Below are 23,655 nucleotides of genomic sequence, written 5' to 3'. Positions count from 1 at the left end.
TCCGTTACTTCACGCCCCAGATGGCTTTGTAATGGTCCTGATAGCCGTTTTCCGGATCGTAGTGGTTCTGCGGTCCGCCATCCCGGCTGATATTTTCCGGTGTAATCAGGTGCGCAGGCGTGACATAGCCTGACGGGGGCTGTCCGGCGAAGGCGCGGTTGAACTCATCCAGCAGTTGCCAGCCATGCAGTTTTAGCGGTTCAGCGACGGTCGCGACCTGGCTTTCACCATTGCGAATGCGCTGGAAGGCCGACACCGAGCCGTCGCCTGCCGAGATGTTATACGGTGCGTTTTTGCCGCCTTTCCCTGCGGTTTTCAGCGCGGGTGCCATAAAGTCAAAATACAGGTCATTAATCGCCAGCGAGTACTGCCAGTGGTCGCCGTACTTCTGTAACAGGCTAAAGGTCAGCGACGGCATACGGTTAGAGGTATCGGCCAGCGGCGTGTCAATAAAGTCGATGACTTTACACTCGCTGCACTTCTCAATTTCCTGCTTCATCGCATTGGCTTTATCCAGCGCGATTTTGTACAGCGAGTCGGTGAAGATAATCACCTGCGCTTTGCCGCCTGACTTCACAATGGCGTACTGCGCCGCCAGACGGGCAACCTCATTAGAATCGGACGTAATGTTATCGGTGATCCCGTACTGCTTAATCGGGCCCGGCTGAGGCTCTGCGTGCCAGGCCATCAGCACGATTTTTTGCTGCAGGGCTTTTTTCAGCGGCATTTTGGCGACGTTTGGGTTCCAGCCGCCGATAACGATACCGTCAGGGCGCTGGGCAATCGCCTGATTCAGCGCCGCCAGTTGATCTTTGACAGAGCCTGCGCCGTCCAGCGTATCCAGCGTCCAGCCAGCCACTTTCGCCGCTTCGCTCAGGCCTTGCTGAACGCCCTGCACACCGCCGTTTTTCATATCCGAGGCGATAAAGATCAGTTTCTTTTTAGGCTGTAGCTTTGGCCCGGTCGTCGGACCGTCCCAGGTCGTGGCGCTGGCCGTCGCTTTGGCCACGGCCGCTGTCGCCTGATCGAGATAGCTGTCTGCATGGGCTGGTAAGGTGGCGACCAGCATGGCGATGAGAGAAAGACCAAATACCGGATTTTTCATAATGAGTTCCCTGGTGTGATGGTTTTTTGCTGTGAGTCAGGTGTGGTCGCCGGCGTGCTCTGACTACGCACGACGGCTTTTTGATTCAACATACGGCGGCGCTGAGCGTAGCCGGCCAGCGTAATCGACAGCAGCAACGTGGCACCGTTAAACAGCGGTTCCACCCAGAACGCGCCGCCAAACTGCTGAATACCGGCAATCCCGATAGCCAGGATAGCGATGCCGACCACGGTGCCCCAGACGTTTACCCGCCCCGGACGAATGGTGGTACTGCCCAGAAAAGCCCCGACCAGCGCAGGCAGCAGGTAATCCATCCCGACGCTGGCCTGGCCGACGCCCTGTTCCGCCGCAATCAGCACCCCGCTGAAGCCGGTGATCACACTGGAGGCGATAAACGCGCCGATCACGTATTTATTCACGGCAATACCGTTGAGGCGCGCGGCGACGGGGTTACCGCCCACGGCATACATGCACCTTCCCAGTGGCGTGTGCTCAGTGATCAGCCACAATACCAGCGCCAGGCCCAGCACATAGAAGGCACCAATCGGAATGCCAAATACTTCGGTACTGTGCAGCGCACTAAAGGCATCCGGTAAGTCACCAACAATTTGGCGACCGCCGGAGTGCCACAACGCAATGGCATACAGCACCGTGCCGGAACCGAGCGTGGCGACGAAGCTGTCGATATCCGCCAGCGCCACCAGAATGCCGTTCAGCAGGCCATACAGCGCCGACAAGACCAGCACTGTCAGCACCGCCATCTGCCAGGAAAAACCGTATTCCACCTGAAGCGTAATGGCCAGGATGTGCCACAGCACGATCCCGAAACCGACGTTCAGGTCGATTTTGCCCACAATCATCGGCAAGGTGGCGGCCAGCGCCAGCAGGGCGATTTTGGCCTTACTGGACAGAATGGCCTGCACGGTGAGCAGGGATGCGAAAGTTGGGGACAGTACCGAAAACAGTAACGCCAGCAGCACACATAACAACAGTAATCCGTAGCGGGTGACGATCTGCATCGACCACGGCGCAAAACCATGCTGAGCAAGGCTGACCCGTTGTTCAAGTGCAGTAGATTTCACCGAGGTTTTAGACATAGCGTTTCTCCTGACTGCCTTTTCAGACGGTAGCGAAGGGGGCAGCAGAGCTGGCTGAGGCCAGCTCCAGTAAATTAGCAAAAGTGACCTGTTCGTTTTTCAGTTCACCCACTACCTGGCCCCGGTTAAACACCAGCGCGCGGTTACAGATATGCGCGATTTCCTCCAGGTCATTCGAGATCACCAGCACTGCCACGCCGTCTGCCAGCGCTTTGTTGAGCAGGTGATAAATTTCTTCCCGCGCGCCCACGTCGACGCCCGCAGTGGGATCTTCAAGAATCAGCAACGGGGCATTGAGGTGCATCCAGCGGGCCATCACCACTTTTTGCTGGTTGCCACCGGACAGGGCGCTGATATCCAGATCCACGTTTTTAGGGCGCACGTCGAAAAGCTGCACTTTCCACCAGCTGGCACCTACCTCCGCGCGGCGACCATAATGGGACATCACCCGGTGCCCGCTCGCGCAGGGGTTGAGAAACAGGTTTTCACGCACGCTCATCGACATAACCAGACTTTCACCGGTGCGATCGCCTGCCACAAACGAGATGCCTGCCGCCATAGCCTCGCGAGGCGATCGGGAATGGCAGGGCTTGTCGCGAAAAATGACCTGGCCCTGGGTAGCCTGTTTCAGGCCAAACAGCATCCGGCCAATCTCTTCCTGACCGGCACCACGCAGGCCGGCCAGCGCCAGCATTTCGCCGGGTTGCAGACTGAACGAGACCGGGCCCACTTCATCGATGCAGAGCTGATTCAGTGACAGCACGGGCGGACGCCCCTCAGGCAGCACAAGGCGCTGATTGCTTTCCAGCGCTTCGCCGACAATCATTTCAACCAGATCGTGCAACCTGTAGTCTGCCGTGTTGCCCTCTGCGACGCGTTTACCGTCCCGCATCACACAAATGCGATCGGCAATTTCAATCACCTCATCCAGACGGTGAGTCACGTAAATCATGCCGACGTTGCGACTTTTCAGGCGTTCTATCACGCTAAACAGATGCCGTACGTCATTGGCGGGTAACGAGGCGGTCGGTTCGTCCAGTACCAGTACTTGCGCGTTGACGGCTACCGCGCGGGCAATGGCCAGCAGCGATTTTTCCGTGCGTGACAGTTCAAATACGCGGGCATCGGGATCGAGCTGAATACCGACGTCTTCCAGCGCTAAACGTGCCCGTTCACGCACGGCCCGCCAGTTAATCAGGCCCAGGCGACGGTTGAAGCCCATGATCAGCGCCATATTTTCCGCCACCGTCATCCACTCGATCAGCCCCAGATCCTGATGAATAAAGGCGACAGGCTGGCTGGTGGCGGTTTTTAGCGCGGCCGCTGAGGGGATGGGGTTGCCATTAAAGGTTATCTGGCCTTCGTCGCTGGTATAAACGCCGGCCAGTACCTTAATCAGAGTCGATTTACCCGCACCGTTTTCACCTAACAGCGCGACCACTTCGCCCGGAAAGACATCCAGGCTTACGTCATTGACGGCAGGGTTCCCCCCGAAACGTTTGGTGATATGGCTTAGTGTCAGGACCGGTTTATCCGGGTTAGTTTGCATTCCAGCCTCCCGTGACGCCTGGTGAGTAGTGGCAGCAAGCGTGGTGACGCGCTCTTGCTGATTTCAACATGTGAAATACTATTCCAAAAAATACTATCCCTGAAAATGCGGAAAAGCAAAGAAGCGAGGCGACTATTTCCTCATTAGAAACATAGGGTTAAAATATTGTTTTGAAATTGTGATGAACAGCGCAATTCCTGCCAGGCGGAATGCGATCGCCAGGCCACACTAAAAAAGCGAAAGATTCCCAGTTGTTATGCCATGAGTTAACATCATGCGATAGTGCGCTCAGGAAGTCAGAAACGGAGAGGATCGGCGGATGGTGGGTAAAGTGGATAAAGCGAAGGAAAATAAAAACGATAAGCCGTTGGGAACACAGAGTCTGTTTCGTGGCCTTCAGTTAATTGAGTTACTGAGCAATTTCCCGAACGGCTGCCCGCTGGCACATCTCGCTGAGCTGTCCGGCATGAATAAAAGCACCGTCCATCGCCTGTTACAGGGGCTGCACAGCAGTGGCTATGTCACCCAGGCCCCGTCGCCTGGCAGTTATCGCCTGACGACCAAATTTATTTCGGTCGGTCAGAAAGCGCTGTCATCGCTCAATATCATCCACGTAGCCGGACCGCATCTGGAAAAGCTCAACCTGGACGTGGGCGAAACGGTTAACTTTTCCAGCCGTGAAGACGATCATGTTGTATTGATCAATAAACTGGAACCCACCACCGGCATGATGCGCACACGCGCCTACATCGGGCAGCATATGCCGCTCTATTGCTCGGCGATGGGCAAAATTTTTCTGGCCTGGGGCAGTGAAGAGTACCTGCTGCACTACTGGCAAAGCCATCAGGACAGCATTGAGCAACTGACAAAAAACACCATCACTACCTTGCCTGAGATGCAGCAGGAACTGAGAGATATTCTGCAGCAGCGCACCGCGATGGATCGCGAAGAGAACGAGCTGGGCGTGACCTGTATCGCCGCGCCGGTATTTGATATTCAGCAGCGCGTTCCCTATGCGGTGTCGGTCTCGCTGCCGACGGCCAAGCTGCAACAGATTGGGGCAAAAAACCTGATGGCGAAGGTGGTAGCGACCGCCCAGGCGATCTCACACGAGCTGGGCGCTTCCGCCTGAGCCCTGGGCAGCGGCCCGCCTGGCACGCATCCTGCGCTATCCGTTTTCAGGCGGGATACTGTCGCCCGCGCCAAGTGTCCGCTGCATCAATACCGTGTCCAGCCAGCGCCCGTGTTTGTAGCCTACGGAGGTTAGCGTACCGGCCACGGTGAAGCCCGCCGATCGGTGCAGAGCGATGGAGGCCACGTTGGCGCTGTCGCCCACATTCCCGACCATCTGGCGAAAGCCCCTGCTTTCAGCCCAGTCAATCGCGTGCGCCAGCAGGCGTTTACCCACACCTTTCCCCTGAAAAGCCGGATGGATATAAAGGGAATCTTCCAGGGTAAAACGATAAGCCGGGCGCGGACGATAAAAGCCCAGATAACAGTAACCGCAAACCTGGCCGTCTTCGATGGCCACAAACCAGGGCAGTCCGGCGGCACGGATTTTTTCTAACCGGCTGGCGAGTTCGGCTTCATCAGGCGGATCCAGTTCAAAACTGCCCGTGCCATGCATAACATGGTGAGCATAAATCTGTTGCAGGGCGGGAATGTGGTCATCCTGCGCGAGCGTGATGTGCATTCTGCGATTCCGGAGTGAGCCAGTAAGGATCATGACAATACAAAAGACAGGCAGGAAAGGCTACCGGCCTGTTTTGCAGGGTAAGATCCCTGTCGCAGGACGGGGCGTCAGATACCACTCCTGCCAGGCGCGGTTTATCGCTTTTGCACCTACCAGACGGCACCTGGGCAGGCTAAGTCCCTGATACAGGAGGTGATAGCGACGGCGATTGCCCGGCGTCACCCAGGTGATATGCCTGAGCATGGCGAGATTAATGTGATCGATGCTGCCTTGCAGCGCCCCGGCACGCGGCGTGGTGGCACAGCAGCGCCGGATATAACGCAGTAAACTGACAGGCATTGCGAGATCCAGCAGGATATAGCCTGTTGCGCGCGCCAGTCTTTCGGGCAGGCAGCGCGTATAATTGCCTTCGATAACCCAGCGTTCTGCACTGATTGCCTCGCGGTGAAGCTGTAAAAACACGGCGTGCTCTCTGGGCTGCCAGTCGGTATTGGGCTGGTGATAAAGCTGATCGAGATGAATAACGGGCAGCGACTGCTTTTCCGCAATCGCCACGGCCAGGGTAGATTTACCGCTGTTTGAGGGGCCCATGATACAAATGCGCGGACCCAGATGTGCAAGCGGCGGCAACGGTGTCATCAGGCGAAACCTCCGTCAAGGCTGTGTTTGCGCCTCAGTATACGCGGAAAATGTGCGCCAGCCATCGTGCCTCAGGGCCGGTTGGGGTCAGACCGATCCCGCTTTCTCGATCACCAGTACGCGCGCTTCGCCCTGTGGATGGGCAACATGTTCCGTGCCCACGCTGGCATAAAAAATATCCCCTGTCTGCAAGCGCACTGTCCTGATGTCTCCGTTTTCCTTGTAGTGCATCTCTACACAGCCATCCATCACCGCAAAAACTTCCTGACCGTCATTGATGTGCCACTTGTAGGGTTGATCCGTCCAGTGAAGCCGTACGGTTGTGCCATCAAAGTTAGCGATGTCGAGTGCACCCCAGGCCCGGTCGGCTGAGAACGCTTTGCTGATATAGGTTTTCATGGTTTTTCCGTTATACGCAGTGGTAAGACATGGATGAGGTTATACCGCGTGTAGTGAGGCAGGGCTTGCAAAAAATTGCGGAAAACTGAGGCGAATCAACAGAGCAGGTACGGGATAAAAGCGTCAGGGCAGGCAGGAAAGCAGACCTGCCCTGCAGGCAGGTCTGAAGGGCGGATCAGAAATTCACGTTAGCGCTGATTCCGCCGACAAAGGCATCTTTCACGTCGCTAACGGCACCCGGCGCAACAACGTATTGCAGGTTAGGACGCAGTTGCAGCCATTTGGTCAGCTGCGCGTTGTAATAGATTTCATAGTTGTACTCCGAACCGTCCTGAACAGGCAGATAGGTCGGGCTGTTAAAATCGGTCTGCCCGCTGGCGTCGTTCTGTTCACGCAGCGAACGCGTGTAGGCGCTGTTGACGTGAATACGCGCCGCGCCAATGCCAATCTCATCCTGCGGACGGGCATCGAACGGTCCTTTCCAGGTGAAGCTGACGGACTGATAGTTATCGGTTTTCGAGGTTTTATGGTCGTTCATCACCGCCTGAACCGTCACGCCCAGACCCCGGCTGGCATCGCCGCCCTGCGCCGTCAACTGCTGCTGCAACAGGACATAGCCGCCGTAAGCATGATTTTTGCGCTGGTAAGCGCCGTCACGCCAGCTGCCATAGTTGTCGCCATTTGCGGACGAGTAGTAATAGCCGATACGATAGTTACCCGGCAACTTGTCGGGGCCTAACGTCGGTTTCCAGCCTAACTCGACCGGCACCAGATTCCCCTCTGAGTTGCTGGTATCCAGCCGGAAACCATCGCCACGGTCGTAATTCGCACGGTTTTGATTGTAGAAACCGACCTGGAAAAACACCTCTGGCGTGACGTTGACTTTTAGCCTGCCGCCCCACTGCGAAACCGGCCAGTTAAACCAGCGATCGCCGCGCCAGTTACCGGCCTGGCCGCTGCCAAACGCCAGGTTCTGGAACTTGCTGTCGAAGTTATCGAAATCTTCGCCGACGGTAACGCGTCCGGCTTTCAGATTGACCGTGTTATCGAACAGGCCTTTGCTTAACCAGAATTGCGTCAGGCGCCACGTCTGGCCACGACCGTACACCTCCTGGGTAGAAGAGAGCATCCCGGTGCGGCGATCGGCCACCTGATCGGAGATGTTGCGGCCATTGCGATCGGTAATGGTGACCTGGAACTGCGTATCCTGCCAGTCGAGGAGTTTTTGCAGATCGAAATTGGCACCAAACGCCCACTGGTCGCTGTAGCGCATCGAGGTATGGCTGTCAGCTCCGCCACCCAGATTGGCGGCACTTTCCATGGTGTAGTTAACATCTAACTTAATGCCGTCGTTTTCTAACTGCGTTCGGTTACCGCCCCAGTCGCCAAACAGGTAAGGTGAGTCATAGCTAAAGGCATCGGCGGCCAGCGCGGAGGCGCTCAGCATCGCAAACATCAGGCTGCCAGCGGCCAGGCGAGGCATAAACTGCACTGCTTTTTTTGTATTCATCAGCGTTATTCTTTATGAAATGACAGGAAAAGACAGGGCAGAGAATAATGCTGACTAAATGTCAATTTTTGCAAATCTGTGCGTATGTAACTGCAAAGTGGTAAGGAATTAACGCAATTGTGACAGTTATCGCTGAATGAATATTTTTATAACTAAAAAGGCATTTATTGCGAGGCAAAGTAAAAGGGATGCCGCGGCATCCCTGAGGGATTTATGGCTTGCTGGCCTGGGACAGCTCTTCAATTTCTTGCTTGCTCAGCGTCAACTCAGTGGCTTTGACCAGTTCATCAAGCTGCGACAAGGAGGTCGCGCTGACGATAGGGGAGGTAATACTTGGGCGCGCGATGAGCCAGGCCAGCGCCACCTGCGTGGCTGACGCATCATGTGACGCCGCCACGTCTTCCAGCGCTTCAACAATGCGTTTACCGCGTTCATTCAGGTACTTATCTACAATACCCTGACCGCGCGCGCTCTTGCTGGCATCCTGCGGTTTTTTATATTTGCCGCTGAGAAAGCCGCTGGCCAGCGCGTAGTAGTTGATCACGCCAAGCTGATTCTCTCGCGCTACCTGTTCCAGCTCGCTTTCATATTCTTCACGGTCGTAAAGGTTGTAGAGCGGTTGCAGGGTTTCGTAACGCGCCAGCCCATGCTGTTTGCTGATGTCCAGCGCCTCCTGCAGTCGCGCGGCGCTGTAGTTAGAGGCCCCAATAGCCCGGACTTTGCCGGCTTTGATCAGGGCGTCAAAGGCGGTTAATGTGTCGGCCAGTGGCGTGGTTTCATCATCGCGATGCGCCTGATAGAGGTCGATCACGTCGGTTTGCAGACGGCGCAGCGAGTCCTCGACGGCCTGGCGAATATACCCAGGTTTCAGTCCCTGCTTCTCCGGTGACATTTCGATGCCGACTTTGGTCGCCAGCACTATCCTGTCGCGTTTACCGCTTTTCTTCAGCCATTTGCCGATGATGGTTTCGGATTCGCCCCCCTGATTGCCGGGCGCCCAGCGTGAATAGACATCGGCGGTATCGATAAAGAACAGGCCTTTTTCCACCAGCGCGTCGAGCAGAGAAAACGAGGTTTTCTCGTCTACCGTCCAGCCAAAGACATTGCCGCCAAAGGTCAGAAGCGGCACAGAGAGGCCGCTGTTGCCGAGGGGGCGGGTTTTAGGCTGCGTCATAGCATTCTCCTTTATTAAACGTATCAGGTGTACTTATCAGCTTAGCAAAGGTAATTCGACAGCCTTTCATTCGGTTTGTCAGCCTGTGCGGCATAACAAGGTAGCAAAGGTCACTTTTACCGCTGGCACGGCAGCGCGCGTCCTGAAACATGCAGGCACACAGCCCCGCGAATGCCAGAAAACCCGATACCGTAAAGCGAGGGATTTTACATTCAGAAATCTGGCTTTACCGACGTGGACAAAATCGTTGCTGACGGGCCTTAGGGCTTGGGGTTATAAGAATACCGGGCTGGTGTGATGCGACCTTCACGATGATCGGGCAAAACGTCACAGGAGACGTGGCACTGATGAAACCTCATAATCTGTCTGGCTTCACATCCACGCCGCGACGTCGGTTCTTAAAACGCAGCGCGGCGCTGTTGCTGGGTTCCGCATTGCCGATACAGGCCTTCGCGGCCGAACCGGCTTTCCCCCCCTTAAAGCGCATAGCCGCGCAGCGTCATCTTCTGTTTGGGTTCGCGGTCCGGCCCGAGCGTTTGCGGTCCGATGCGCATTACCGGCAGTTTGTGGCCAGCCAGGCCAATATTATTGTTCCGGAAAACGCGCTGAAGTGGGTGGTCGTGCAGCCTGAGCAGAATCGCTACGATTTTTCTGGCCCGGATACGCTTGCCGCCTTTGCCAGAGCGCAGGGCCTGCTGCTACGCGGGCATACCTTTTGCTGGCACCGCGCGGTGCCGGACTGGCTGCTGGCGATTCGCGATGCCACGCTGCTGGAAAAAGTGTTGAGAGACCATATTCATACCGTCGCGGGGCGCTATCGGGGACAGATACAGAGCTGGGACGTGGCGAACGAGATTATCAACCTGTCTGACGGTTTGCCTGGCGGATGGCGCAACAGTTTCTGGTATCAACGTCTGGGGACGCGTTATCTGGATATCGCCTGTGACGCGCTGCATCAGACCGATCCTCACGCCGTCATTTGCTATAACGATTACGGGCTGGAAAGCGACCATGACAACGCGCAACGAAAACGCGACGCTGTGCTGGCGCTGCTACGCAATTTGCAGGACAGACAGATCCCCATCGGTGCGCTGGGGATTCAGTCTCATCTCAAGGCCGGTCCGCAGTACGCGTCTGGTCCGGGACTGGCGACATTTATTCGTGAAGTGAAAGCGCTGGGCCTGGCCGTGTATATCACCGAACTGGATGTTGATGACAGCCGCCTGCCGATGGCGCGCCGCGCCATGGCGGTCGCCAGCACCTATAAGCGCTATCTTTCGCTTGTGCTGGAAGCCGGTGTCGACGCAGTGCTCACGTGGGGTGTCTGGGACACGCCCCACCGGACGGCGGCGACGCCGAAGGCAAGCGATGGGCTGGCCACCGGACCGTTGCTGTTTGCTAAAGACGGCCAAATCAAAGACGCCAGTTGGGCAGCGCTGCATGCGCTACGCTGATTAACGCGTTGCGGGCGCCGCTCTGGCGGCAATCCACTGTCGATAACGCGCGGGTGTCATCGCCATCACCTGATTAAACGCTTTGCGAAAGCTGCTTTCGTCAGAATAGCCACAATCGGCGGCCACCTTACGGATGCTTACGGTGGGGTTCTCCAGGAGAAGACAGGCATCTTCAATGCGGACCCGGGTAATAAACGCCTTAGGACTTTCGCCGGTCAGCATTTTCATTTTACGGTGCAACGTACGTTCGCTGGTATGTAACGCAGAGGCCAGCCGTTCTGCCGTGATGCCTGGCTGTTGATAGCGAATAATCTCTTCCGCCCGCATCAGCAACGGGTGCTGAGTGTTAATAAACCCGGGCGGCGCATACAAACGTTGCGACACGGGCTGGGCATCGGCAACGGCCATATCAGCAACCTGTCTGGAGACGTCCGCCCCCAGTATCCTGTGCAGCAAATGCAACGTGAGCGCGCTCCACGAGAGTGGGCCACCTGTAGTAATGATATTTTCCTGTTGTTCGAGCGTTTGTCCCCATACCGGACGCGCATCCGGATAGCGCTCCCGCAGGGTCGGAAACAGCCACCAGGTGGTGGTACAACGCCGACGACTGAGCAGCCCCGCTTCGCCCAGCACCAGACAGCCCGCGCAGGCGGCACCGACGATGGCACCTTGATGGTACATTTTTTTTATCCAGGTCCCCGCCTGTATGACCGCCTCCGGATGGTGCGGAAACCGATCGCGGCCCAACGCCATTCCCCCGACCAGGACGATATCTGACGCCTCTGCCTGGCTGAAATCAGCATCGACATGTAGCCATCGTCCCTGCGCATCGCGCACGGGCTGGCCATCAGCACTTACGATTTGGACCTCCAGCGGCGCGCGGGTCAGTTGCGCCGCAGTATCGGGGCGAGACGCAATCACCTGGCGCGCAATCCATAAGGTGTCACAAAAGCCGTTGACGGCAGAAGGCAGGCTGCCTTCAAGCGCCACAATCGCTATGCGCATAGCCAGTCACTCCTTATGGCGAGTTTTGCCTGTTAGTTGTCTTATTCGCCATCTTACACGCTCTTTTCGCCCGATCTACCATGGTCAGCATGAAAACGACCACAGGAACAGGCGAGATGCGGCGAAAGAGCAGTAAGGCGAAAAGATTAAAGCATGCGGTGCTGCTGGGGCTGACGTTATTGAATGTGCCGCTCGCTGCGCAGGCGACGGTGAAAAACATCGTCTTAGTCCACGGGGCGTTTACTGACGGCTCAGGCTGGCGGGCGGTGATTTCACGCCTTCAGCACAAAGGTTATCACGTCACCGCCGTTCAGAATCCATTGACCTCATTGCAGGATGACGTAAAGGCGACGGAGGCGGTCATTGCGCGTCAGCAAGGCCCGGTGCTGCTGGTTGGGCATTCCTGGGGCGGTGTGGTGGTGGCTGATGCTGGCAACGATTCGCGCGTAAGGGGCATGGTTTTTCTCTCTGCGCTGGTGCCCGACAGTAATGAATCTGCTGCCGGGCTGTTGCAACGACTTCATGCCCCGATGACGGCAATGAGGCCGGATAAACACGGGATGATCTGGCTGGATAATGCCCAACAGTTTGGTGAAATGCTGGCCGGCGACTTGCCTGATGCGCGGGTGCGCGAACTGGCTGCGGTACAACAACCTGTTGCGGCGAGCGCTTTCACTGACAAGGTGATGCGAGCCGCATGGAAAATCAAACCCACCTGGTATTTGTTGACCACGCAAGACCGGGCGCTGCCGCCCCGTGTCCAGTCTGACATTGCTGCGCATATTGGCGCACGCGTTCAGCGTCTCGCATCTAGTCATTTATCGCTGGTTTCACATCCTGAACAGGTGGCTGCGTTTATCGATCGCGCGGCCAGAACCCTTCCATCCTCATAGCACCATCACTCTCAGGGGAATCCCATGAACAGATTACTTCATATTGACGCCAGTATTTTCCAGGCGCCGTCGGTTACCCGGCAGCTTACCGCGGACATCGTCAGAAAACTGTTGGCAAAGCACCCCGCTGCTCAGGCGACTTACCGTGATGTCGTGGCCGAGGAAATCCGTCCTCTTAACGCGGCCATCGTGGCAGGTTTCAGAGCGGGAAACGACGACAACGTCAGTGAGTACATAGCAGAACAGCATCGCTTATCTGACCTGCTGGTGGCGGAGTTTCTTGCCAGTGATGTGATTGTCATCGGTGCGCCGATGTACAACTTTTCGGTGCCTGCCCAACTAAAATCCTGGCTGGACCGGATCGCGCAGGCAGGCAAAACATTCAGTTATACGGCACAAGGCCCGGTGGGATTGTCAGGTGGGCGAACCGTAATCGTGGCGTCGGCGCGGGGCGGCTTTTACCACGGCGGTTCCCTTGAAGAGTGGGATTTTCAGGAACGGTATCTGGCCGCTTTTTTTCGGTTTTTAGGCGTTGAGCATATTCATGTTATCCGTGCAGAAGGGGCTTCAAAAGGGGAAGCCATTCAACAGCGTGAAATCGGCAACGCGTTTAATGCCGCCAGCACGCTCATCCAGTCACTTGCGTTGTAATCCACAGGAGAACCTTATGCTTTACATTGTTACGCTGAGTTATCGTGGTGCCGCCGCCGAACGTGAAAAACACAGCGCGGGTCATAAAAGCTGGCTGATGGAGCACATCAAGACGGGCGAGGTGGTTTTGGCCGGACCGCTGGAAAATCAGCAGGGCGGCGTTGTGCTGTTTCTCGCCTCTGATGAGCAGGCTGTTCGCGACAGGTTGACCGAGGATCCCTTTGTGGCGTTGGGACTGGTTGATGTGGCTGTTACGGGCGTTCATCCAGCCCTGGTTTCTTCTGTGTTTGACGCCGACTGGGGCAGTGAAACGAAGGTCGTTGATATGGCCCACCGCGCCTGAAGCCGTTTGCCGCGGAGCAGGGCATCGCTCCGCGGCAGGTCGATCAGAATGACTGCCAGTTATCCGCTGACGGTGCGGCAGGCACAGGCGTCATAACGGGTTTTTTCAAAGCTGTGCTGCGGGACGTCGCCAGACCTGTGGTCGGTTTTCTGCCCGTGTTAAACACGGAGACCGACTGACGTAACTGCGTAGCCTGATCTTCCAGTGAGGCTGCCGCACTGGCCGATTCCTCTACCAGCGCCGCGTTTTGTTGTGTGACGCCGTCCATTTCCGATACCGCTTTCGTCACCTGTTCAATACCGCGTGTCTGCTCGGCCGAGGCCGAGGCAATCTCAGCCATCAACTGGGTCACGCTGTTAACGGAATGCACAATGCTTCCCATGACATCACCCGCTTCGGAGGCATGAGTCGAACCGCTGTTGACACGCTGCGTCGATTGTTCAATCAGCGTGCGGATCTCCTGCGCCGCGCTTGCACTGCGTCCCGCCAGTGAACGCACCTCACCGGCGACTACAGCAAAACCGCGCCCCTGTTCGCCTGCGCGCGCGGCTTCGACCGCAGCGTTAAGCGCCAGGATATTCGTCTGGAACGCAATGCTGTCGATAATGCCGATGATGCTGGCAATCTGTTTGGAACTTTCACTGATCTGCTCAATATTGGAAATCACCTTCGCCACAATCTGGCCGCCCTGCGACGCCATCACCGCGGCATCGTTCGCCATCGCGGTGGCCTGCTGTGCATTTTCCGCGTTCAGTTTTACTGTCGAGGTCAGTTGCTCCATGCTGGCTGCCGTCTCTTCCAGTGCGGCCGCCTGTTGCTCAGTGCGGGCAGAGAGGTCGATGCTGCCGGCAGATACTTCTGCTGCGCCGGTGAAAATGGACTGCGTTGCATCATCGACAGAACGAATCGTCACCACCAGCGCGCTGCGCATCTCTTCCAGTTGGCTGAGGAGCCGTCCGGTTTCATTGTGACTGTCGCTGGCGATCTCACGGGTCAGATCCCCGGCAGAGATCGCGCGCATGTAGTCGGTTGCCAGAGTCAGAGGTTTCAGCAGCAGTGTCCGCAGGCCAGCCCATACGCTGGCAACGGTCACCAGAGCAATAACTGCGATAATCAACAAGGTCCACAGCATATTGGTGTAGTTGTGATCGTTTTCTGCGGCGATTTCCTTCATCAGCTGATAGTTAGCGCTCCGCCAGGCCTGATAAGCCTTATCCAGCTGATCCTGCGCTTCCTGTGCATCAAGATTGCCGTAAGCCTGATAGTTGTTATTTCGCAGGAACTCGACCGACGCGAGCATGGTATCGTGCATTTTGCTGTAAGCCGTCTGCACGTTTTGGGTCAGTTCCGCATGCTGTCCGGGTAAGGGCGGGGCGGCTTTGTAGGCTGAAAAATACTCATCGGCTTTTTCAGCAGATTGTTTCGCTGTGTCCAGCAGTGTGGCAATTGAGGCCAGAGATGCCGGATCCTTCTGGTTTTTCAGAAAACGAATAGCCACCCGGCTGACGGTGACACGCGTCTTTATCAGCGTCTGCACACTGTCGCTCAGTTGCTGTTGTTGTAGCGTCAGTTGTTCAGTGTGAGAAAAGTTGCGTCCCGCCTGGCTGACAGACGAATAAAAAAGCGACCCGGTAAGCATTAACAGCGCACTGAACAAAAACAATACGGCAATAATGCCCGTTGTAATTTTAAGGTTTTTAAACATGGCGGCGATACCTGATAAACGTGGATACAGGTATATCGGTATTTAACGGATTACCTTAATAGTGACGCCATAAATAATGTGATCTATAACGATTAGTTTAAAAATAAAATGACGCTTTCAGGAAAAGCGTGTTTTTTTAAGGGGTTGGCATAGTCACAAAAACGGGGTGATCAAGGGTCCGTTTATGCAGAAATGTACCGGGAGTTACGTTTTTTCGCGCAATAATAAGATGAAGGCCTGGGTGAGACATTTGCGCGTTATTATTTTTCGCTGCCCTCATACGTGACCGCAATCTGACGTTGTGTCCGTCTTCGCTGTATAAGCCGTGCTTCACAGACAGGGGGCTGAAAATAGGTATGGCAACACCATCTGTTATTTGCCCACTGCTGAGGCCGCTCAGCCTGTTTGCCGCTGAGGGATGTTTCTGACAATCTTCCGCAATGCTTCTTTCCGGATGGCCCTTAACCCGAGCGGGCCGTCAGGGTGAAATGGCATATCAGCGTGTTTTTGTCGTTATCCTGCGCATCACCCCCATCCAGATCAAGAAACAAGAATAGTTATCATTTGTATAATTCCTGCCTTAGTTGTTAACGGTTGGGATATATCTGTGAAAATCAAAACACACACCACCTATCGTGTCAGAGGCTACCAGTCTTCTGTTGATCCCGCCTGGCGGCAAAAATTACTAACCATGGGCGTGCTGCCCGGCACGCTGATTGACATTATCCGTACTGCACCACTGGGCGATCCCGTTCATATCCGTACGCGTCGCCTCAGTCTGGCGGTGCGGCAACGCGATCTGGCTTCGGTTCTGCTGGAAGAAGTCCGCTGATGAAAACATTAACCCTGGGTCTGATCGGCAACCCGAATACCGGTAAAACCACGTTATTTAATCAGCTTACCGGGGCCCGCCAGCGCGTAGGGAACTGGGCGGGCGTGACGGTAGAACGCAAGGAAGGGCAGTTCTTTACGGCTGAAACGGATGTACGGCTGGTTGATCTGCCAGGCACGCGCTCGCTTACAACGCTTTCGGCGGACAGCGCCATCGATGAAAGTATCGCCTGTGGGTATCTGTTTGAGGATCACGCCGACCTGGTGATTAATGTGGTAGACAGCTCAAACCTGGAGAGTCATCTTTTCCTGACTTTTCAGCTACTGGAGCTGGGCATGCCCTGTATCGTCGCGTTAAACATGCAGGATATCGCGCTCAGCCAGAATATCATCATCGACAGGGCAGCGCTGTCAGCCCGGCTGGGGTGCCCGGTCGTGGCGCTGACGTCAACACGTGGCGAAGGCATCGCCTCGCTTAAACGCGCCATTGACGACTGGCAGGGAGAAAGACCGCCACAACCTCTGGTTTATCCTCGTGAAATTGAGACGGCCATCGCGCGCCTGCAAACGATGATGGCTGCGAACATCGCCAGGCAAAAGCAGCGCTGGCTGGCGCTACAGTTGCTGGCAGGTGACATTAACAGTCAGCGCATCTGTCCCACAGTCGTCCCCCAACTGCCGGCGATCAGGCAGGCGGCGGGCGGCGATCCGGCAATGCATGTGGTGAACTGTCGTTATCAGGCTATCAACGCGCTCTGCGCCGCGGTCTGTAACCTCAATAAAGCCGCACCCGCTGCGCTGACTGAGTGGCTGGACAACCTTGTGCTGAACCGGTTCCTGGGAATACCGGTTTTTCTGGGCGCGATGTATCTGATGTTTGTGCTGTCAATTAACATCGGTGCAGCCTTCCAGCCTTTGTTCGACAGCGGATCGGTGGCGCTGTTTATTCATGGCGCGCAGTGGCTGGGCTATACCTGCCACTTTCCCGACTGGGTAACGGTCTTCCTTGCGCAGGGCATAGGGGCCGGGATTAATACGGTGTTGCCGATTCTGCCCCAGATCGGCCTGATGTACCTGTTTCTGTCTTTTCTTGAAGACTCGGGGTATATGGCGCGTGCAGCGTTTGTAATTGACCGCCTGATGCAGTCGCTGGGTTTGCCGGGGAAATCCTTTGTACCGCTTATCGTCGGGTTTGGCTGCAACGTGCCTTCAGTAATGGGCACGCGTACGCTGGATACACCCCGTGAGCGCTTACTTACCGTGCTAATTGCGCCCTTTATGTCCTGCGGTGCGCGGCTGGCGATTTTTGCGGTTTTCGCCGCCACCTTTTTTGGCGCCTGGCGCGCCAGCCTGGTTTTCTCTCTGTACGTGCTGGGCATTATCGTGGCCATCGTCACTGGGCTTATCCTGAAAAATACGCTGCTGCGCGGCGAAGCGTCACCTTTTCTTATGGAGCTGCCGGTCTACCATCGCCCCCATGTGAAAAGCCTGCTGATCCAGACCTGGCAACGTTTAAAGATGTTTATCGTACGCGCAGGTCGCGTCATTATTGTGGTCAGCATGGTGATCGGATTACTCAGCAACTTTTCGTTTAGTGGGGCAACCGTAGACCATATCAATGATTCTGCGCTGGCTACTGTGAGTAAAGTCGTCACGCCAGCCCTGCGACCAGTCGGCGTGACATCAGACAACTGGCAGGCCACGGTCGGGCTGGTGACAGGCATCATGGCGAAAGAAGTCGTGGTCGGTACGCTGAACAGTCTTTATGTCGGCGAAGATGTTCAAAGCGGCGCGTTTCGCCCGCAGGACTTTTCGCTGTCGGGTGAGTTAGGTGACGCGCTGAAAGAAACCGGTGACAGCCTGAAGAGCGCATTCAGCCTGCGTGCGCTGGCCAACCCCATTGAAGCGAGTAAAGGTGACAGTACAATCAATGCGACGCAAATGGGCGTGATGAGTGCGAAATTCGGCAACGGCTTCGCAGCGTACAGCTATTTGCTGTTTGTGTTGCTCTACGTTCCCTGCGTATCGGTGATGGGCGCAATAGCCCGGGAAGCCGGGAAAAACTGGATGCTGTTTTCCTTTTTCTGGGGCCTGAACGTTGCGTACTCCGTTGCTACGCTGTTTTATCAGAGTGTCAGTTTTCGCCTGCATCCGGGGTTTAGCGCGCTGTGCCTGATGAGTGTGGTCGTGCTTAACGGTCTGGTTATTAGCCTGCTGCGCCACGCAGGTGGACGTGCGCGCACGAAGCCGGTTTCCGCACCGCTCACCTCATCGCGTAAGACAGGATGTGGCGGCTGTGCGGGATGTGCTGAGCACCGGCACGCCAGCGACTGAGGACGACGGGGATGCGTGCGGCTGCCCATGATAACCGTGGGCAGACGGAGCCGCCGGAAAGCAATGACGATAAGGTTACCAGCCTGATCGCACGGCTTCCTCGGTCGCCGTTGAACGAAGAGGCAATGCCGGAAGCATATTTAGCGATTCTCTCCGCGACCCGGGCGGAATCAATCTCACCGCAGAAAGCCAGTCCATGCAGCCCCGGGGTGTGCCAGTCCACGCATATTTTCAGGCGCTGAGATTTTTTATATGCCCCAAAAAGTTAAACGTTAATTAAACACTTCTGTTTCTTCTGGCATATTTATTTATTTTTACTGGACACGCGTTGTTTTTTATTAATGTGTCATCTGAAATATGTCGATTTTTATAAGGAAGTTCTTATTAATTTTTTCCGGGAAAAGTGTCTTCCATTTTTCACTTCACTGGCTATTGTCTGAATGTTCTCTTTACGCTTTACATTGCGAAGGTGGCTTATTGCGGAAACGGTCCGCGCCTGAGTAGAGTATCACAGGCAGGATCTCTGTATTTCCGCAGGGTTCAGTAACGCCATTTTAAATTACAGAATACTCTTAGTTTTGATGTCATCTTCATCTTCATCTTCATCTTCATGTTTATGCTGTCTTTTATTTTCTGGTTCCATGCTATACATATTTTGATACAAAAATTGGCGATGTGCATACAGATGACTGATTTAGAGTAGCGAAAAATTTTTACGAATAAAAATAGCTGGAACTAACCGACACTTTCCCTGCGCTACACTTTAATAAATATGTCACACCAGAGGTTATATGTTTAATGATCAACACGCCCCTTTAGTGTCATTTATCGTGCCTGTTTATAACGGCGCGATGTTTATTGAACGTTGCGTCGAGAGTATTCTTCAGCAACCTCATGCTGAGCATTGCCAGCTTATTTTAGTCAATGATGGTTCAAGTGATAATTCACTTGAGCTAATGAGAAAATACCAGAATTATCCTGGCGTAGAGGTTATAGATAAGCCCAATGGCGGCGTTTCATCGGCACGTAACTGCGGTCTGGATGCTGCGCGTGGCACATTCCTCTCTTTCATCGATGCCGACGACTTTCTGCCTTCAGGTGTGCTGGATACCTGGCTGGGGCTGATGAATGAAGACGTCATTCTGGCCGTAGGCGAATCCCGCACCTTTTCTCATGACGGCGAGCCGCTGTCCGGGGAGCCTGAAGAGACCGCACTGCGCAGTCTGCGCGCTGATAAGGCGATCGGTGAACTGCTCTACCACACGCCGAAACACGGTATCTGTGACAAGTTTTTCCGCCGGACGATCGTGCAACAGCAGCAGTTGCGCTTTCGGGAAGATATCTTCAACTTTGAAGATCTGCTGTTTGTGATCAGCTACCTGTCCGGTGCCCCGCAGGGACAGGTCGTGTTCAGCCCTCGGGTCGTCTACCACTATGTTGAGTCACACGATTCCGCAACGCGCTCGGCGCTCAAAGAAAAACACTTCACTTACGTCCGGGCTTTTACAGGGATTAAACGCGTCTTGCTACGGCCGCAGGAACGCTATTACTACTTCTTATTTCTGAAGGTTACGGCCTCGCACATCTATAAAGCCCTGTATAGTGGGACGTTCAGCGCGGCATTCGTCAGGCAGTATATTGAACTTTACCGGCAAAACTATCGTGCCTATATTGCCGCGGGCGTGCTCCCAGACGCCTGGAGCCTTTATTTTACGCTTTTCTACCTGTCTCCACGCCTGGTGTCCGGGCTGCGTCATGCCGTACAGACTCTGTTGAGGGCGCGTTCGTGAAACAAAAGCTGCAAAACTCGTTATGGATGATCATTGAGAAGCTGGTTGCGGTATTTGGCCTGATGTTTGTAACGTCCTTCGTCGCTAAGTACGTCGGGCCTGTCACGTTTGGTGTGATCGCCATTTCCATGCTGATATTTCAGTTTATCCAGTCTGTGGCGATGATGGGCTGCGACGTCATCCTGCTCAAGCGCATTGCCCAGAATCACCGTTCTGGCATCCGCCTTATGGTGCCGGCTGTCATTTTGGTGTTTAGCCTTTACTGTGTGCTCTCTACCATTGGCATTGTGGTGATGCGGGAAGAGATGAACTCGCAAGCGTTTGTCTTTATCTGCGCGGCGGCACTGGCTTGTCTGTTCTCGGCTATCGATCTGGTTAATATCTACAATGAAGCGGTGTTGAATGCGAAGCTGAACGTGATGGCTAACCTTACCGGTCTCCTGATCAGTCTGGCTATCCGTTATGGGATTTCCTGGTTCCAGCTCAAACCGGAATTGCTGGCCATTCCCATTGTGCTGGCTACCTTCATTCCTTTCCTGATCAAACTCTGTGTGTTTAGCTGGCACCAACGACGTACGCATGAGAAGCCGCCGCTTCCCCGACTCACTCATATCCGACGTTACAGCGGTTATATTTTGCAGGCCGGACGATCCCTGGTGCTGTCGGTGATTGCGATTACGATTTATACCCGGCTTAACCAGCTCAGCGTTTCATGGTTCTTAGGGTTAAAAGAGGCGGGCATCTTTTCTGTCGCGATGACGCTGTCGGTGGCCTGGGTCTTTTTACCCAACGCTTTACTTGCCTCGTTTTATCCTGCTTTGTTTGCCGAACGTGATCCTGATGTGGCGATTGTCCGCGCGCAGAAGCTACAGCTAATGGTCATTGCCGTGTCGGGGGCCGTTATCGGCGGTATTGCCCTGATCGGCCCCTGGTTTATCCGGCATTTCTACGGCGCAGCTTACACCGAAGCGATTGCTCCGATGGTGTTATTAAGCATCGGCGCCATGTTTGGTGTACTAAGCAGCGTCATGGATCGCTTCATTATTAAATACAATGGCTATCGCTACCTGATCAAAAAAACGTTCTGTGTGCTGGCGGTATGTCTGATCACGACGGTGACACTGGTGCCAGCCTTCGGCATTACTGGCGGCGCCATAAGTGTGGTGATTACTGAGTTTATGGCCTTTACGCTGTTAAACTATTTTTTCCGTGGGCAGCCGATGATGAAGATTCACAAAATATTCATTCAACCCGGAAAACTATGGTTTCTTATTAATCGCTCGCTCTTTTCTGGGCGGTGATGCAGATATTTCTTAAAGATATGCATTGTAAGACATTTAAATAAAACGTCTTGAACGGTATCTTTAATATAACGCGTTTTTTATCTGCGCGTGAGTAACGTTAATATCCTGCCATGTGGCGGGAGGATGTACCCTGCCTGTTCGTTTTTTTTAATTATCGCTTAATAAAAATGAAAGCGTATCTTCATGATCCGAATAATGCCCGTTTACGGTCAGTTTAATTTCGCGCTTTTATAATCTCAGAGTGGGTTAATAAATAATTAGATGCTTATTTTCTTTTCGGTTATCAGGAAAAGGAAAGGCTTTTATTTTCATGATCTTTTCGCCTTTTTAAGGGCGGCAGGCATTAGGGCTGGTTACGAGGTTTTGAAATGAATGATAAATATTTATTCAGTATAATAATACCTGTTTATAATGCTGAAAAGACGATTATGCGTACCCTGCAAAGTCTTCTCCTTCAGACATGCAAAGATTATGAAGTTATCCTGGTGAATGATGGCAGCAAAGATAACTGCGCCTCTGTTCTTGATGAATTTAAACACTATAAAAATTTTAATGTTATCTCGCAGAGTAATGCCGGCGTCAGCGCAGCGCGAAATGCAGGCCTGGAAGTGGCTAGGGGAGAATACGTTATTTTTGTTGATGCCGATGACTGGGTGGATGATGACTTTCTGGCTATGTTTCATCAGCACCTTTCTCCGAGCGTTTCACAACCTGTTGATTTACTGGTGGGGAACCTCAGGTGCTCGCGCGTGGGTAGCCTTTCCACCTATGGCCATTTCGGCCATCAGTCTATTCCTGCTGTGCTGGATGAGCTTGAGTTAAGTGATAACATTGGCTATCTCCATAACAAGTGCTACAGAAGAAAGTTGCTTGAGGATCACCATCTCCGCTTCACTAAAGGGATATCGATGAGTGAAGACCTGCTGTTTAATCTCAACTGTCTTTACTATGTCGATAACCTGTTTATTTTTGACAGTGCATCTTATCACTATGATGATGTGGAAAACTCGCTGTCGAAAAGACGCGTCCCGTATGAAGAATTGCTGGATCGTAAGCGTTACCTGACTGATCTGTATGAAAGGTTATTTGTTAAATATAAAAACGAGGATTTGTCGCTTTTCTCTACCGGTGTCACCAAACGTAAGCTCACCCTCGATATGCAAATCGTTACCGCCATGTATTACACCACGCTTAACATTAATGAAATCCGGAAAAGTATCAAACGCATCAAAGAGAAACGCTATCCGGCAAACGTACTGGCATTATTAAACAGAAGCGAGAAAGTGAAGTACCACGTCATGAATGTGAATGCCAGAGTGGCTTATCTGGTGTTGTATATGCTGTTCAGATTACGGTTTTTTTAACTTCCGGCGTTGTCATTCAGTGTCGGGCCCTCGACGGAAATGGCGCATGTTTTGGCGAGGTGAATTTCCGTAGGGGGCTCTGTCATCGCGCCAGTATTTTGCTATTCCACGTTGGGTCAAATGTCGCAATGCTGAAAAGGGGCCGCGTTTTCACTGTCGCGCCGGTCCCCGATGCAGGGCAGGCATTGCATTCATTCCGCAGCCTGATCGTGAACGTCATAACGAAGATGACCGCGCGCAAACGCAAGGCGAGGCTGGAGATGGCGTTATGCATTGACCTTCAGGCCCGGAATAGCCGGCGCAACCTGCTGAGTCGCTGTTGTGAAAGCGCTTCCTTTAATGTGCACTATTTTCGACGCGTCACAGAACTGGCAGGCCCGGGTGTGACTTCTCAGCACGTCTGAGAGGAAGTTATGACCACGCGCCCGAGCCGTGCTGACGACCTCGGAAAATATCTGCTGTCCATAACGCTTATCCGTCTCGTCGGCCGCTCCGTTTCTGCCACGTAGCAGATAACGCCAGCATCCTGAAGATCACGCCCAGGTGTCTTTGCATGCTCCTCATGAAGAAACGCATTTAGTTCAGTTCTGGATTGCCAGAGGGATTCGAAATGCTCGACGTAGAGACGCGCCTCCAACGTGCTGAGCAGCACGATGTTATTCTGACGGGCTTCTCTGGGTTTAAGTAACATGGGAATGTCCTTTTCATTCTTACCGATTCCCGAGCGTCACGAAGCGGAGAGCAGGTGGGAAATCAACGACATGCGGGTCAGATGACTGGTGGCTTTCTGGTTGCGGCAGTGACAGCGTTTGTTG

General features: G+C 54.2%; 20 protein-coding genes. 10 read left to right on the top strand and 10 right to left on the bottom strand.

Going from position 1 to position 23,655, the window contains the following annotated elements:
- Positions 1-4: 4 nt before the first annotated feature.
- From C1N58_RS15965 to C1N58_RS15955, 3 genes are read right to left on the bottom strand one after another with little or no spacing between them, the layout of a single operon-like run.
- On the bottom strand, positions 5-1,105 hold the full coding sequence (locus C1N58_RS15965) for an ABC transporter substrate-binding protein (protein WP_058702365.1): 1,101 nt from the start codon (positions 1,103-1,105) through the stop codon (positions 5-7).
- Positions 1,102-2,202 carry an ABC transporter permease gene (locus tag C1N58_RS15960; protein ID WP_394550077.1) on the bottom strand — a complete coding sequence of 367 codons (1,101 nt, stop codon included), beginning with the start codon at positions 2,200-2,202 and terminating at the stop codon, positions 1,102-1,104. The genes C1N58_RS15965 and C1N58_RS15960 overlap by 4 nt, the downstream gene beginning before the upstream one ends.
- Positions 2,203-2,224: 22 nt before the next feature.
- Entirely contained in the window at positions 2,225-3,751 is a 1,527-nt protein-coding gene (locus C1N58_RS15955) for a sugar ABC transporter ATP-binding protein (RefSeq protein WP_006121621.1), read from the bottom strand.
- A gap of 319 nt (positions 3,752-4,070) precedes the next feature.
- Between C1N58_RS15955 and C1N58_RS15950 the strand changes: the two genes are divergently transcribed.
- Complete coding sequence (locus C1N58_RS15950) at positions 4,071-4,883, top strand: IclR family transcriptional regulator (protein ID WP_006121620.1); 813 nt, start codon at positions 4,071-4,073, stop codon at positions 4,881-4,883.
- Between the two features lie 36 nt (positions 4,884-4,919).
- Here C1N58_RS15950 and C1N58_RS15945 read toward each other — a convergent pair whose 3' ends face one another.
- The 5 genes from C1N58_RS15945 to C1N58_RS15925 form a co-directional block, all read right to left on the bottom strand.
- Positions 4,920-5,444: a GNAT family N-acetyltransferase gene (locus C1N58_RS15945; RefSeq protein ID WP_033739108.1), complete on the bottom strand. Its 525-nt coding sequence runs from the start codon at positions 5,442-5,444 to the stop codon at positions 4,920-4,922.
- 60 nt (positions 5,445-5,504) lie between these two features.
- Positions 5,505-6,083 carry a P-loop NTPase family protein gene (locus C1N58_RS15940; RefSeq protein ID WP_394564326.1) on the bottom strand — a complete coding sequence of 193 codons (579 nt, stop codon included), beginning with the start codon at positions 6,081-6,083 and terminating at the stop codon, positions 5,505-5,507.
- Between the two features lie 87 nt (positions 6,084-6,170).
- Complete coding sequence (locus C1N58_RS15935) at positions 6,171-6,482, bottom strand: cupin domain-containing protein (protein WP_006121617.1); 312 nt, start codon at positions 6,480-6,482, stop codon at positions 6,171-6,173.
- Between the two features lie 175 nt (positions 6,483-6,657).
- On the bottom strand, positions 6,658-7,992 hold the full coding sequence (locus C1N58_RS15930) for a carbohydrate porin (RefSeq protein WP_033739112.1): 1,335 nt from the start codon (positions 7,990-7,992) through the stop codon (positions 6,658-6,660).
- 211 nt (positions 7,993-8,203) lie between these two features.
- Positions 8,204-9,166, bottom strand: a complete 963-nt coding sequence (locus tag C1N58_RS15925) for an aldo/keto reductase (RefSeq protein ID WP_033739115.1) — start codon at positions 9,164-9,166, stop codon at positions 8,204-8,206.
- 347 nt (positions 9,167-9,513) lie between these two features.
- Between C1N58_RS15925 and C1N58_RS15920 the strand changes: the two genes are divergently transcribed.
- Positions 9,514-10,620: an endo-1,4-beta-xylanase gene (locus tag C1N58_RS15920; protein WP_394564325.1), complete on the top strand. Its 1,107-nt coding sequence runs from the start codon at positions 9,514-9,516 to the stop codon at positions 10,618-10,620.
- On the opposite strand, the gene C1N58_RS15915 is transcribed toward C1N58_RS15920, so the two are convergent.
- Complete coding sequence (locus C1N58_RS15915; RefSeq protein WP_394564324.1) at positions 10,621-11,625, bottom strand: GlxA family transcriptional regulator; 1,005 nt, start codon at positions 11,623-11,625, stop codon at positions 10,621-10,623. It lies immediately after the preceding gene.
- Between the two features lie 116 nt (positions 11,626-11,741).
- Here C1N58_RS15915 and C1N58_RS15910 point away from each other — a divergent pair, with 116 nt between their 5' ends.
- Genes C1N58_RS15910 through C1N58_RS15900 form a run of 3 tightly spaced genes read left to right on the top strand, consistent with a single transcriptional unit; the run spans position 11,742 to position 13,512 of the window.
- On the top strand, positions 11,742-12,518 hold the full coding sequence (locus C1N58_RS15910) for an alpha/beta fold hydrolase (protein ID WP_394564893.1): 777 nt from the start codon (positions 11,742-11,744) through the stop codon (positions 12,516-12,518).
- A 24-nt stretch (positions 12,519-12,542) separates the two neighbouring features.
- Positions 12,543-13,169, top strand: a complete 627-nt coding sequence (locus C1N58_RS15905; RefSeq protein WP_205950994.1) for an FMN-dependent NADH-azoreductase — start codon at positions 12,543-12,545, stop codon at positions 13,167-13,169.
- 16 nt (positions 13,170-13,185) lie between these two features.
- A complete protein-coding gene (locus tag C1N58_RS15900) occupies positions 13,186-13,512 on the top strand; it encodes a YciI family protein (protein WP_054688363.1) in 327 nt (108 codons plus the stop codon).
- 43 nt (positions 13,513-13,555) lie between these two features.
- Here the strand turns inward: C1N58_RS15900 and C1N58_RS15895 are convergent, their stop codons facing one another.
- Positions 13,556-15,217 (bottom strand): methyl-accepting chemotaxis protein, encoded by a 1,662-nt coding sequence (locus tag C1N58_RS15895; protein WP_058707857.1) that lies wholly within the window; start codon positions 15,215-15,217, stop codon positions 13,556-13,558.
- 607 nt (positions 15,218-15,824) lie between these two features.
- Between C1N58_RS15895 and C1N58_RS15890 the strand changes: the two genes are divergently transcribed.
- The 5 genes from C1N58_RS15890 (at position 15,825) to C1N58_RS15870 (ending at position 22,840) form a co-directional block, all read left to right on the top strand.
- Positions 15,825-16,049, top strand: coding sequence for a FeoA domain-containing protein (locus C1N58_RS15890; protein WP_033739127.1), 225 nt, complete (start codon positions 15,825-15,827; stop codon positions 16,047-16,049).
- Positions 16,049-18,382 (top strand): Fe(2+) transporter permease subunit FeoB, encoded by a 2,334-nt coding sequence (gene feoB, locus C1N58_RS15885; RefSeq protein WP_394564323.1) that lies wholly within the window; start codon positions 16,049-16,051, stop codon positions 18,380-18,382. Before C1N58_RS15890 ends, feoB begins: the two co-directional genes overlap by 1 nt.
- A 791-nt stretch (positions 18,383-19,173) precedes the next feature.
- Positions 19,174-20,172: a glycosyltransferase family 2 protein gene (locus tag C1N58_RS15880; RefSeq protein WP_394564322.1), complete on the top strand. Its 999-nt coding sequence runs from the start codon at positions 19,174-19,176 to the stop codon at positions 20,170-20,172.
- Complete coding sequence (locus C1N58_RS15875) at positions 20,169-21,473, top strand: oligosaccharide flippase family protein (RefSeq protein WP_039338998.1); 1,305 nt, start codon at positions 20,169-20,171, stop codon at positions 21,471-21,473. Before C1N58_RS15880 ends, C1N58_RS15875 begins: the two co-directional genes overlap by 4 nt.
- A 371-nt stretch (positions 21,474-21,844) precedes the next feature.
- Positions 21,845-22,840: a glycosyltransferase gene (locus C1N58_RS15870; protein WP_394564321.1), complete on the top strand. Its 996-nt coding sequence runs from the start codon at positions 21,845-21,847 to the stop codon at positions 22,838-22,840.
- Positions 22,841-23,655: the final 815 nt, after the last annotated feature.

The sequence above is a fragment of the Pantoea sp. SGAir0180 genome (assembly GCF_043546245.1).
Note: the sequence above shows the minus strand (reverse complement) of the source record. Positions and strands in the feature narration are given on the sequence as shown.

Excerpts from the sequence above, each read along its gene's own strand:
- C1N58_RS15965 (WP_058702365.1), bottom strand. The coding sequence starts at position 1,105 with ATGAAAAATCCGGTATTTGGTCTTTCTCTCATCGCCATGCTGGTCGCC.
- C1N58_RS15960 (WP_394550077.1), bottom strand. The coding sequence starts at position 2,202 with ATGTCTAAAACCTCGGTGAAATCTACTGCACTTGAACAACGGGTCAGC.
- C1N58_RS15955 (WP_006121621.1), bottom strand. The coding sequence starts at position 3,751 with ATGCAAACTAACCCGGATAAACCGGTCCTGACACTAAGCCATATCACC.
- C1N58_RS15950 (WP_006121620.1), top strand. The coding sequence starts at position 4,071 with ATGGTGGGTAAAGTGGATAAAGCGAAGGAAAATAAAAACGATAAGCCG.
- C1N58_RS15945 (WP_033739108.1), bottom strand. The coding sequence starts at position 5,444 with ATGCACATCACGCTCGCGCAGGATGACCACATTCCCGCCCTGCAACAG.
- C1N58_RS15940 (WP_394564326.1), bottom strand. The coding sequence starts at position 6,083 with ATGACACCGTTGCCGCCGCTTGCACATCTGGGTCCGCGCATTTGTATC.
- C1N58_RS15935 (WP_006121617.1), bottom strand. The coding sequence starts at position 6,482 with ATGAAAACCTATATCAGCAAAGCGTTCTCAGCCGACCGGGCCTGGGGT.
- C1N58_RS15930 (WP_033739112.1), bottom strand. The coding sequence starts at position 7,992 with ATGAATACAAAAAAAGCAGTGCAGTTTATGCCTCGCCTGGCCGCTGGC.
- C1N58_RS15925 (WP_033739115.1), bottom strand. The coding sequence starts at position 9,166 with ATGACGCAGCCTAAAACCCGCCCCCTCGGCAACAGCGGCCTCTCTGTG.
- C1N58_RS15920 (WP_394564325.1), top strand. The coding sequence starts at position 9,514 with ATGAAACCTCATAATCTGTCTGGCTTCACATCCACGCCGCGACGTCGG.
- C1N58_RS15915 (WP_394564324.1), bottom strand. The coding sequence starts at position 11,625 with ATGCGCATAGCGATTGTGGCGCTTGAAGGCAGCCTGCCTTCTGCCGTC.
- C1N58_RS15910 (WP_394564893.1), top strand. The coding sequence starts at position 11,742 with ATGCGGCGAAAGAGCAGTAAGGCGAAAAGATTAAAGCATGCGGTGCTG.
- C1N58_RS15905 (WP_205950994.1), top strand. The coding sequence starts at position 12,543 with ATGAACAGATTACTTCATATTGACGCCAGTATTTTCCAGGCGCCGTCG.
- C1N58_RS15900 (WP_054688363.1), top strand. The coding sequence starts at position 13,186 with ATGCTTTACATTGTTACGCTGAGTTATCGTGGTGCCGCCGCCGAACGT.
- C1N58_RS15895 (WP_058707857.1), bottom strand. The coding sequence starts at position 15,217 with ATGTTTAAAAACCTTAAAATTACAACGGGCATTATTGCCGTATTGTTT.
- feoB (WP_394564323.1), top strand. The coding sequence starts at position 16,049 with ATGAAAACATTAACCCTGGGTCTGATCGGCAACCCGAATACCGGTAAA.
- C1N58_RS15880 (WP_394564322.1), top strand. The coding sequence starts at position 19,174 with ATGTTTAATGATCAACACGCCCCTTTAGTGTCATTTATCGTGCCTGTT.
- C1N58_RS15870 (WP_394564321.1), top strand. The coding sequence starts at position 21,845 with ATGAATGATAAATATTTATTCAGTATAATAATACCTGTTTATAATGCT.